General features: G+C 69.3%; 8 protein-coding genes. 5 read left to right on the top strand and 3 right to left on the bottom strand.

The genetic code is table 11. From position 1 onward, the window contains the following. Window positions 1-118 precede the first annotated feature (118 nt). Window positions 119-823: a beta-ketoacyl-ACP reductase gene (locus ABZX37_RS20810; RefSeq protein WP_354741764.1), complete on the top strand. Its 705-nt coding sequence runs from the start codon at window positions 119-121 to the stop codon at window positions 821-823. A gap of 37 nt (window positions 824-860) precedes the next feature. After that, window positions 861-1,628, top strand: a complete 768-nt coding sequence (gene fabI / locus ABZX37_RS20815; RefSeq protein ID WP_344274082.1) for an enoyl-ACP reductase FabI — start codon at window positions 861-863, stop codon at window positions 1,626-1,628. A 48-nt stretch (window positions 1,629-1,676) separates the two neighbouring features. Here fabI and ABZX37_RS20820 read toward each other — a convergent pair whose 3' ends face one another. Further along, window positions 1,677-2,846 (bottom strand): Cmx/CmrA family chloramphenicol efflux MFS transporter, encoded by a 1,170-nt coding sequence (locus ABZX37_RS20820; protein WP_354741766.1) that lies wholly within the window; start codon window positions 2,844-2,846, stop codon window positions 1,677-1,679. 378 nt (window positions 2,847-3,224) lie between these two features. Then, window positions 3,225-3,809: a TetR/AcrR family transcriptional regulator gene (locus ABZX37_RS20825; protein ID WP_354741768.1), complete on the bottom strand. Its 585-nt coding sequence runs from the start codon at window positions 3,807-3,809 to the stop codon at window positions 3,225-3,227. An 88-nt stretch (window positions 3,810-3,897) separates the two neighbouring features. On the opposite strand from ABZX37_RS20825, the gene ABZX37_RS20830 reads away from it, so the two are divergent. Next, window positions 3,898-4,941, top strand: coding sequence for a ferrochelatase (locus ABZX37_RS20830; RefSeq protein ID WP_354741770.1), 1,044 nt, complete (start codon window positions 3,898-3,900; stop codon window positions 4,939-4,941). 385 nt (window positions 4,942-5,326) lie between these two features. Here ABZX37_RS20830 and ABZX37_RS20835 read toward each other — a convergent pair whose 3' ends face one another. Next, a complete protein-coding gene (locus ABZX37_RS20835; protein WP_354741772.1) occupies window positions 5,327-6,124 on the bottom strand; it encodes a hypothetical protein in 798 nt (265 codons plus the stop codon). A 100-nt stretch (window positions 6,125-6,224) separates the two neighbouring features. Between ABZX37_RS20835 and ABZX37_RS20840 the strand changes: the two genes are divergently transcribed. Together ABZX37_RS20840 and ABZX37_RS20845 are read left to right on the top strand one after the other, a co-directional pair. Then, a complete protein-coding gene (locus ABZX37_RS20840) occupies window positions 6,225-7,622 on the top strand; it encodes an ATP-binding protein (protein WP_354741774.1) in 1,398 nt (465 codons plus the stop codon). Beyond that, on the top strand, window positions 7,622-9,580 hold the full coding sequence (locus ABZX37_RS20845) for a VWA domain-containing protein (protein ID WP_354741776.1): 1,959 nt from the start codon (window positions 7,622-7,624) through the stop codon (window positions 9,578-9,580). The genes ABZX37_RS20840 and ABZX37_RS20845 overlap by 1 nt, the downstream gene beginning before the upstream one ends. Window positions 9,581-9,719: the final 139 nt, after the last annotated feature.

The following is a 9,719-nucleotide window of genomic DNA, read 5'->3' on the forward strand; positions in this document are numbered from 1 at the left end:
TCAAGGTCGAGGCACGGTTCCTTACCGTCGCTTAGGACGGGAGTGCCGGGTGCGCCGCCGGTCAGCGCAGCCGATAGCCTCAGGCGGGCGCAATCGCGAAGACGACGAGGAGAACGCAGTGGGACGGTCGGTCTTGGTCACCGGCGGCAACCGAGGGATCGGGCTGGCGATCGCCCGGGACCTCGCCGAGCAGGGCCACCGGGTCGCGGTGACGCACCGCGGGTCCGGCGCGCCGGAGGGGCTTTTCGGGGTGCAGGCCGACGTCACCGACGCCGAGCAGGTGGACGCGGCGTTCAAGCTCGTGGAGGAGCACCAGGGGCCGGTCGAGGTCCTCGTGTCCAACGCCGGGCTCACCGACGACACCCTGCTCATGCGGATGTCGGAGGAGCAGTTCGAGCGCGTGCTGAACGCGAACCTCACCGGGGCGTTCCGCGTCGCGAAGCGGGCTTCGCGCGGCATGCTGCGCGCCCGCTGGGGCCGGTTCGTGTTCATTTCGTCCGTGGTGGGCCTTTCCGGCTCGGCCGGGCAGGCGAACTACGCGGCCTCGAAGGCGGGCCTGGTCGGCTTCGCGCGTTCGCTCGCGCGGGAGCTGGGCTCGCGCAACATCACCGCGAACGTGGTCGCGCCCGGTTTCGTGCACACCGACATGACCGACGCGCTGCCCGAGGACCGGCGCAAGGAGATCCTCGCCAGCGTCCCGTCCGGCCGCTACGCCGAACCGGCCGAGATCGCCGCCGCCGTGCGGTACCTGTCCTCGGACGAGGCGGGCTACGTCAACGGCGCGGTGCTGCCCGTCGACGGCGGCCTCGGCCTCGGCCACTGACCTTCCCGAGAAGAACACCCACGACCTGGAGGACGTGTTGCCCGGATTGCTCGAAGGCAAGCGGCTGCTGATCACCGGCGTCATCACCGACGCCTCGCTCGCGTTCCACGCGGCCCGCATCGCCCAGCAGGAGGGCGCGAAGGTCGTGCTCACCGGCTTCGGGCGCTTGTCGCTGGTGGAGCGCATCGCCAAGCGGCTGCCCGAGCCCGCCCCGGTGCTCGAGCTGGACGTCACCAACCAGGAGCACCTCGACTCGCTCGCCGACCGCGTCCGCGAGCACGTCGACGGCCTCGACGGCGTCCTGCACTCGATCGGCTTCGCGCCGCAGAGCTGCCTCGGCGCGCCGTTCCTGGACGCTCCCAGCGACGACGTGAAGGTGGCGGTGGACGTCTCGGCGTTCTCGTTCAAGTCCCTCGCCGTCGCGACGCTGCCGCTGCTCAGCAGCGGCGCCTCGATTGTCGGCATGGACTTCGACGCGCGTGTCGCGTGGCCGGTTTACAACTGGATGGGCGTCGCGAAGGCCGCGCTGGAGTCGGTGAACCGGTACCTGGCCAAGGAACTCGGCCCGCGGGGGATCCGGGTCAACCTGGTCAGCGCCGGTCCGATGAAGACCATGGCCGCTAAGTCCATTCCTGGTTTCGGCGAGCTCGAGGCCGGGTGGGGCGACCGCGCGCCGCTCGGCTGGGACTCGGCGGACCCGGAGCCGACCGCGAAGACGGTCTGCGCCGTGCTGTCCGACTGGCTGCCCGCCACCACCGGTTCGATGATCATGGTCGACGGCGGAGTGCACGCGCTCGGGATCTGAGGTTGTTGGTGGGATGGCCCCGCGGGAGTGTTCCCGCGGGGCCATTCTTTATGCGGTGACCAGTTGCGGGGTTGTGTCGCGTCGGTGGAGGCGCAGTGCGAACGTCAGGGCCGCCAACGCGAGCGCTCCGAGTGCGACGCTCACCCATGCCACGCTCGAGAAGCCGAGCCCGGCGCTGATCGTCGTTCCGCCAAGCCACGGGCCGACGGTGTTCCCCACATTGAACGCGGATGTCGTGCTTGCGCCGACGAGCGTTGAGGTTCCTCCTGCCGCGGCGTAGGCGCGGACGTTGAGCGCCGGGTTCGCCGCGAACCCAGCCGCACCGAGGACTAAGACGGCGGCTACTGCGACGACGGCGTTGGTGGCGAAGGCGAGCACGACGAGAGCGGCTACGGCGATGCCGAGGCTGCCGTAAAGCGTCGCGAACGGATACGTGTCAGCGAGTTTGCCACCGGCGAAGATGCCGATTACTGCGCCGCCGCCGAACAGCGCCAGCACCACTGGCACGGCGGATTCGGGGAGTCCTGCGACGGAGACCAGCAGGGGAGCTAGGTAGCTGAACGTCGCGAAGACCATTGCCTGCAGGAGTGCGATCACGCCGAGTGCCAGCCATAAGCGGCTGTGGCGGAATACTCGGAGTTCTTCGGCGATTCGCGGGGCTTCGGTTTTCTTGGTGGTGCGCGGGACCGACAGCAGAACGGCGACGGCGGCGATGACGGTTAGTGCGGCTACTGCCCAGAATGCGCTTCGCCAGCCTGCGTGTTGGCCGAGCAGCGTTCCCGCCGGGACACCGACGACGTTGGCGACTGTTAGGCCGCCGACCAGTACTGCCAGCGCTTGTCCACGGCGGGCTTCTGGCACGAGGTTGACGGTGGTCGCGGCGGCTACGGCCCAGAATCCGGCGCAGGCTATCGCGCTGATGATGCGGGTGGCGAAGAGGATGGCGTAGCCGTCGGAGATCGCGCCTATGACGTGGGAGGCGCTGAATACGACGAGCAGGCCGAGGAGGGTGGTTCGGCGGGGGAGGCGGATTGTGCCGACTGCCAGCAGTGGGGCGCCGATGACCATGCCTACGGCGAAGGCGGAGATCAGCAGGCCTGCGTCCGGGATGGTTACGCCGAGGTCGGCGGCCATTCCGGGGAGGAGGCCGGTGATCATGAACTCGGAGGTGCCCAGCGCGAAGATGCTGAGCCCGAGTACGAAGACGGCTGCGGGCACGGGGGTCTCTCTTTCTGAAACTGGCAGTACAAAATTAGGGTGGGGTTAGGGGCAGGGGGCGGCTCGTCGCCTGGCGGCGACATTGCCGTGGTGGTTGCGTGGGGCACCCCGAAGCTTGATTGTGCTGACGGCCTGAAGGTGCTTGTCAAGGCGGGAAAGATGCCTTGACAAGCACCTTCAGGCCGCAGGGAGGCTTCGTATCGGGGTGCGGGGGTGGGGCTGGGTGCCTCGATCGTTGGGTGTGTCGGTGCGGTTTCGTGGGTGGGGGCTAGCGCCCCAATGTGGCATTGGGTGCGTCTGGCGCACCGGATGCCGCATTGGGTGCGTGGGATGCACCGGATGCCGCATGGGGGCGTATTCCGGCTGCGGGCGGCGGGGTTAGCGGCGGGAGACTGCGCTGGTCGCTAGTTCTGCTACTGACGTCAGTGCTTTTTGTTCGGCTCCGCGGCGGGACATGGTGCGGATTCCGGAGATGGTGGCGTGGATGAAGTTCGCGATTTCGGTGGCGTCGCGGTCGCGAGTGATGCTGCCGTCTGCTTGGCCGGTGCGGGCGAAGTGCGTCAGCGCCGACAGGTGTGCTTCGGTGTCCGCGTTCACCTGTGCGGCGACTTCTGGGTCGGTGGTGCCGAATTCGGCGATGGCGTTCACCATCAGGCAGCCGCGTCTGCCGTTTTCCAGTTCGTCGTCGATTGTCGAGGCGAGGAGCAGGCGGATGGCGCCTAGTCCGTCGGGGGCGTTGTCCAGCAGGGTTTCCCGCAGTCGGATGCCGCGGTGCGAGTAGTGGTCCAGTACGCGCCGGAAGAGTTCGTGCTTGCTGGAGAACGTGTTGTAGATGCTGCTGCGCCCTAGGCCGGTGGCGGCGCACAGTTCTTCGGTCGACGTGGATTCGTATCCGCGCGCCCAGAAGGCGTTCATGGCGCCTTCGAGCGCTTCGGTTTCGTCGAACTCGCGTGGCCTCGGCATGTCAACCACGCTAACACATTTTGGATAGCTCAGTACACAACTGGGGCGCTGAGGCGTGCGGAGCGCCACAGGGGCAGGATGGAGCACTGTGGGTTACGACGCGTTGCTATGGCTTTCGTTCGGCGGTCCGGAGGGGCCCGACGAGGTGATGCCGTTCCTGGAGAACGTCACCAGGGGCCGGGGCGTGCCGCGGGAGCGGTTGCTCGAGGTCGCCGGGCACTACCAGCACTTCGGCGGGGTCTCGCCGATCAACCGGCTCAACCGGGCCGCGATCGCTGCGGTCGAGAAGCAGCTGGCGGTCGAGAACATCGAGCTTCCGGTGCACTTCGGCAACCGCAACTGGACGCCGATGGTCGAAGACACCCTGGCCGGGATGAAGGACGCGGGCGTCCGCCGCGCGTTGGTGTTCCCGACGAGCGCGTACGGCGGCTACTCCGCGTGCCGCCAGTACGACGAGGACATCGAACGAGCCCGCGCCGCCGTCGGCGATGACGCGCCGGAATTGGTCAAGCTGCGCCAGTTCTTCGACCACCCGCTGTTCATCGCCACGATCGCCGACGCAGTCCGCGCGGCCCACGCGAAACTCGGCGACCGCCCCGGCACGCGCACGGTTTTCACCGCCCACTCGATCCCGGAAAGCGCCGATCTAGCCTCCGGCCCGCCTTCCGAGGGCGGCCGCCGCTACTCGAACCAGATCGCCGAAGCCGCCCGTCTCGTGGCCGCCGAAGCCGGTATCGCCGAGTACGACGTGGTGTGGCAGTCGAGGTCCGGCCCGCCGCAGATCCCGTGGCTGGAACCGGACATCGTCGACCACATCGACGCCCTGCACGCCCAGGGCGTGGACTCCGTAGTGGTCAGCCCGATCGGCTTCGTCGCGGACCACCTCGAGGTGATCTGGGACCTGGACAACGAAGCCGCGGACCGAGCCGCCGAACACGGCATGGCCTTCGCCCGCGCCGCAACGCCGGACTCGGACCCGAGGTTCGCGGAAATGGTGGTCGAACTGGTCCGCGAACACCTTGCCGATGCCCCCGCGCGGAAACTTTCGCCTTTCCCCGCCGCGGGCTGCACCGTCAACGGCGCCCCCTGCGCCGTCGCCTGCTGCGAACCCCCTCGCCGCCCCACCCGCTGACACGTTCCGTGAGGGCCACCTTCAGGGACTCTGAGTCCCTGAAGGTTCCCCTCACGACCCGCGCAAGTCCGTGAACGACCCCTTCACGGACCAGCCCCGCCCGTCCAGCGGGATGCACCCAATGTGGCGTTCGGTGCGTCTGACGCACCCAATGCCACATTGGGGCGCGAGCCCCACCGCTAAACCGCCGCCGCTGCACACAACCATCGAGGCACCCGGCCCGACCCCAACCCCGATACGAAGCCTTCTCTGCGGTTCGGAGGTGCTTGTCAAGGCATCTTTCCCGCCTTGACAAGCACCTCCGAACCGTCAGCACAATCAAGCTTCGGGGTGCCCCACGCAACCAAGGCGGCGCAACGTCGCCGCCAGGCGACGAGCCGGAAATTCAAGCCTGCCGATCCCCCTGCTCAGCAAACACCCGAACAGCCTCATTAACCGAAGCAGTCCGAGCCCCCCGAACAGCCTCAACCAACGGCCGCAACGCCTCGGCCCGCCGGTTCACCGCCGAAGCCGACAACGCCCCACCGGGATCATCCGCCTGAGCCACAGCCAAAATCGCCGAAATCTCCTCAGCCCGCTGCAACACCCGCAACGCCCGCCCTGGCGTCCCAGCAGGCCACTCAACCTGCGGCCGAGCCCGCAAATGCGCGGACAACTCCGCCCGAACCCCAGGCCGATCACTGGCCACATCCAACGCCTGCAACGCCCCGGCACTGGCCCGGATCGCATCCGTCAACCCATGCTCAGCATCCGCCAACGGCTGATACTCCAGCGAAACCGGTGCGGCGAGCGAGTACACCGTCCACCGCATCAGCCCTTCGGCGATCGGCTCCGGCACCAGCCCAAACGCCAGCCCGCTCAACACGACCGCCTCGCCGCAACGCAACGCGGCGTCAGCGAACGGCCCGCCCCCGCCCAGCCCGCGCACGTCGCCGGGAACGGGCAGGACGAGCTGGACACTCCCAGCACCCTGCGCCCGCAACGCGAGCAGCAGCTGCACCGGAGTGGCCGCCCGATGGAACGCGAGCGGAAGATCGAACGCGTCGGCGGCGGCGGGATCCGCCGCGACGACGTCGTGGGCCTCGGCCCAGTCCTGCAGGGCATCGAGGACGTCGTCGGACGCCGCGGCCCCGTTCAGCCACGCGGAGGACCAGACGGCGAGGGTCGCACTGGGTCGGCACACGACTGCTGATTTTACCGGTTCCTCCCGGCTCCGCCGATCCCCGCCCGGCTGGAGCCGCTCCACATCGACGGATGCCGGAACGGTCAGTAGCGTCGAAGGGGTGAACGCTGTTCCCGACGCTCTTCCCCGTACTGCCGGCGAGCTTCGCGCCGCCGGATACGCCCCGCGCCCGATCGCGCGCGAGATCCACGACAACCTGCTCGCCGCGCTGCGCGAGGGCCGCGACGCCTGGCCCGGCATCGTCGGCTTCTCCCGCACCGTGCTGCCCCAGCTCGAACGCGCCCTGCTCGCCGGCCACGACGTCGTCCTGCTCGGCGAACGCGGCCAGGGCAAGACCCGCCTGCTGCGCACCCTCGCCGGCCTGCTCGACGAGTGGACCCCGGTCATCGAGGGCTCCGAGCTGGGCGAACACCCGCTCGACCCGATCACGCCCGCCTCGATCCGCCGTGCCGCCGAGCTCGGCGACGACCTGCCGGTGGCCTGGCGCCATCGCAGCGAGCGCTACACCGAAAAGCTGGCCACGCCGGACACGAGCGTCGGCGACCTGATCGGCGACGTCGACCCGGTGAAGGTGGCCGAAGGCCGCAGCCTCGGCGACCCGGAGACCATCCACTTCGGACTCGTGCCGCGCGCGCACCGCGGCATCGTGGCGATCAACGAGCTGCCCGACCTCGCTGAGCGGATCCAGGTCGCGCTGCTGAACGTCATGGAGGAACGCGACATCCAGGTCCGCGGCTACACGCTGCGGCTGCCGCTGGACGTCCTCCTCGTCGCGACCGCCAACCCCGAGGACTACACCAACCGCGGCCGCATCATCACGCCGCTGAAGGACCGCTTCGGCGCGGAAATCCGCACGCACTACCCGCTCGACGTCGAGTCCGAGGTCGCCGTCGTGCGCCAGGAAGCGAACCTCGTCGCGGAGGTCGGCGAGCCGCTGCTGGAGGTGCTGGCCCGGTTCGTGCGCAACCTGCGCGAGTCGCCGGTCATCGACCAGCGTTCCGGCGTCTCGGCCCGGTTCGCGGTGGCGGCGGCGGAAACCGTCGCGGCGGCCGCGTTGCGCCGGGCGGCGGTGACCGGGGAGGACCCGGCGGTCGCGCGGCCGGTCGATCTCGAAGCCGTGCCCGCCGTGCTGCGCGGCAAGGTCGAGTTCGAGCCCGGCGAGGAGGGCCGCGAGGTCGAGCACCTCGTGCACCTGATGCGCCGCGCGATCGCGGAAACCGCCCGCGAACGGTTCGCCGGGCTGGACCTGCGCCCGCTGTCCGACGCGGTCGCGGACGGCCACCTGGTCGCCACCGGTGAACGCGTCCCCGGCGCGGAAGTGCTGGCGGCGCTGCCGGAACTGCCGGTGCTGCACGAGGTCGCGCAGCGGGCCGGAGTGGCCGCGGACGAGCCGGCGGGCCGGATCGCGGCGGCGGTCGAACTAGCCCTGGAGTCGCTGTTCCTCGCCCGCAGGCTGGCGAAGGACTCCGACGACGGCACGACGGTGTACGGCGAATAATGCCGCTCTTACCGGAGGGATATGCCTACGGCCCGTGGCACGACGGGCCGGACCCGCTGGCCCCGCCGGCGGACCTGCGGGACGCACTGGACGAGATCGGCCGCGAGGTCATGGGCGGTTCGTCGCCGCGCTCGGCGCTGGAGGAACTGCTGCGCCGCGGCACCGAACGCACGGCCGGCCTTGACGAACTGACCCGCCAGCTGTGGCAGCGCCGCTCGCAAATCCAGCGGCGGCACCGCCTGGACGGCACGCTGCAGGAGGTCCAGCAGCTGCTGCAGGAAGCACTCCAAGCCGAGCGTAGGGAACTGTTCCCGGACCCCGACGACGAGGCCCGCTTCCGCGAAGCGCAGCTAGACGCGTTGCCGCCAGGCACGGCGGCGGCCGTCCGCGAGCTGAACGAATACGACTGGCGCTCCGGCGAAGCACGGCAGAAGTACGAGCAGATCCGCGACCTCCTCGGCCGCGAGCTGCTGGACGCGCGGTTCCAGGGCATGAAGCAGGCGATGCAGAACGCCGGGCCCGAGGACGTCGAGCGGATCAACCAGATGCTCGGCGACCTCAACGCGCTGCTGTCCGCGCACGCCCAGGGCGCGAGCGACATCGGCGAACGCTTCAGCGAGTTCATGCGGCGGCACGGCGAGTTCTTCCCGGAGAACCCGCGGCACGTCGAGGAGCTGATCGACGTCCTCGCCGCTCGTTCCGCCGCCGCGCAGCGGATGCTGAACTCGATGTCGGAGGAACAACGGGCCGAGCTGGCCGAGCTGTCGCAGCAAGCCTTCGGCGACCCGAGGCTGGCGCAGCAACTGTCGGCTTTGGACTCCCAGCTGCGTGCGTTGCGGCCGGGGGAGGACTGGACGTCGTCCTCGCGCTTCCGCGGCCAAGACCCGCTGGGCCTGGGCGAAGGCGCACAGGCGATGGCCGACCTGGCGGAACTGGACGCCCTCGCCGAGCAGTTGGGCCAGTCGTATCCAGGCGCCCGCCTGGAGGACATCGACCTGGAGGCGCTGGAGCGCCAACTCGGCCCGGACGCGGGCGTCGACGCTCGCCGTCTGTCCGAACTGGAACGAGAACTGCGTCAGCAAGGCCTGTTCGAACGCGCCGCGGACGGCACCTTGCGGTTGTCGCCCAAGGCATTGCGGCGCTTGGGCGAGACCGCACTGTCCGATGTGGTCAATTCGCTGCGCGGCAAAACGGGCGAGCGGGAGACCGAATCCGCTGGCGCGGCAGGCGAACCGACCGGTTCGAGCCGTCCCTGGCGGTTCGGTGACATGCAACCGTGGGACGTTCCGCGGACCGTGCGCAACGCGGTCCTGCGTTCCACCGCGGTCGGAGCGGGGAGCGTGCGTCTCGACGTCGAGGATGTCGAGGTCATCGAGACCGAACATCGCTCGCGAGCCGCGGTAGCGCTGCTGGTTGACACGTCGTGGTCGATGATCCAAGAGGGCCGCTGGCTGCCGATGAAGCGCACCGCGCTGGCCCTGCACCAGTTGATCAGCACCAGATTCCGCAACGACGCCCTGCAGCTGATCACCTTCGGCCGCTACGCGATGCCCGTGGAACTGCCCGAACTGGTCGGTCTGGAAGGCACCTGGGAACAGGGCACCAACGCCCACCACGCGCTGCTGCTGGCCGGACGCCACCTGCGCCGTCACCCGGACGCCCAGCCGGTCGTCCTCATGGTCACCGACGGAGAACCCACCGCCCATCTGGAACCGGACGGCGAAGCGGAATTCTCCTACCCGCCGGAACCGGCGACCATCTACAAGACACTGTCCGAAGTGGACAGACTCGCGAAGCTGGGCGCGTCGGTCACCGTCTTCCGCCTGGGCGACGACCCGCGCCTGGAAGCGTTCGTGGACACCATCGCCCGGCGCTCCGGCGGCCGGGTAATCGCCCCGGACCTGGACGGTCTGGGCGCGGCAGTAGTAGGCGACTACCTGCGCACCCGCCGCCGCTGAGCACTTGAGTGAAAGTCCGTGAAGGGCTCCTTGAGGGAATCTGGCCTGGATCCACCGGGTGGTTTTTTGTTGATGTTGTTGGTGGGTGTGGGTTGTGTTGTGGGGGTGTGGGCGTGTTGGTGTGGCTGGCGTCGCACCA

The sequence above is a fragment of the Amycolatopsis sp. NPDC004079 genome (assembly GCF_040610415.1).
GTDB classification, from domain to species: domain Bacteria; phylum Actinomycetota; class Actinomycetes; order Mycobacteriales; family Pseudonocardiaceae; genus Amycolatopsis; species Amycolatopsis halotolerans.

Excerpts from the sequence above, each read along its gene's own strand:
- ABZX37_RS20845 (WP_354741776.1), top strand. The coding sequence starts at position 7,622 with ATGCCGCTCTTACCGGAGGGATATGCCTACGGCCCGTGGCACGACGGG.
- ABZX37_RS20825 (WP_354741768.1), bottom strand. The coding sequence starts at position 3,809 with ATGCCGAGGCCACGCGAGTTCGACGAAACCGAAGCGCTCGAAGGCGCC.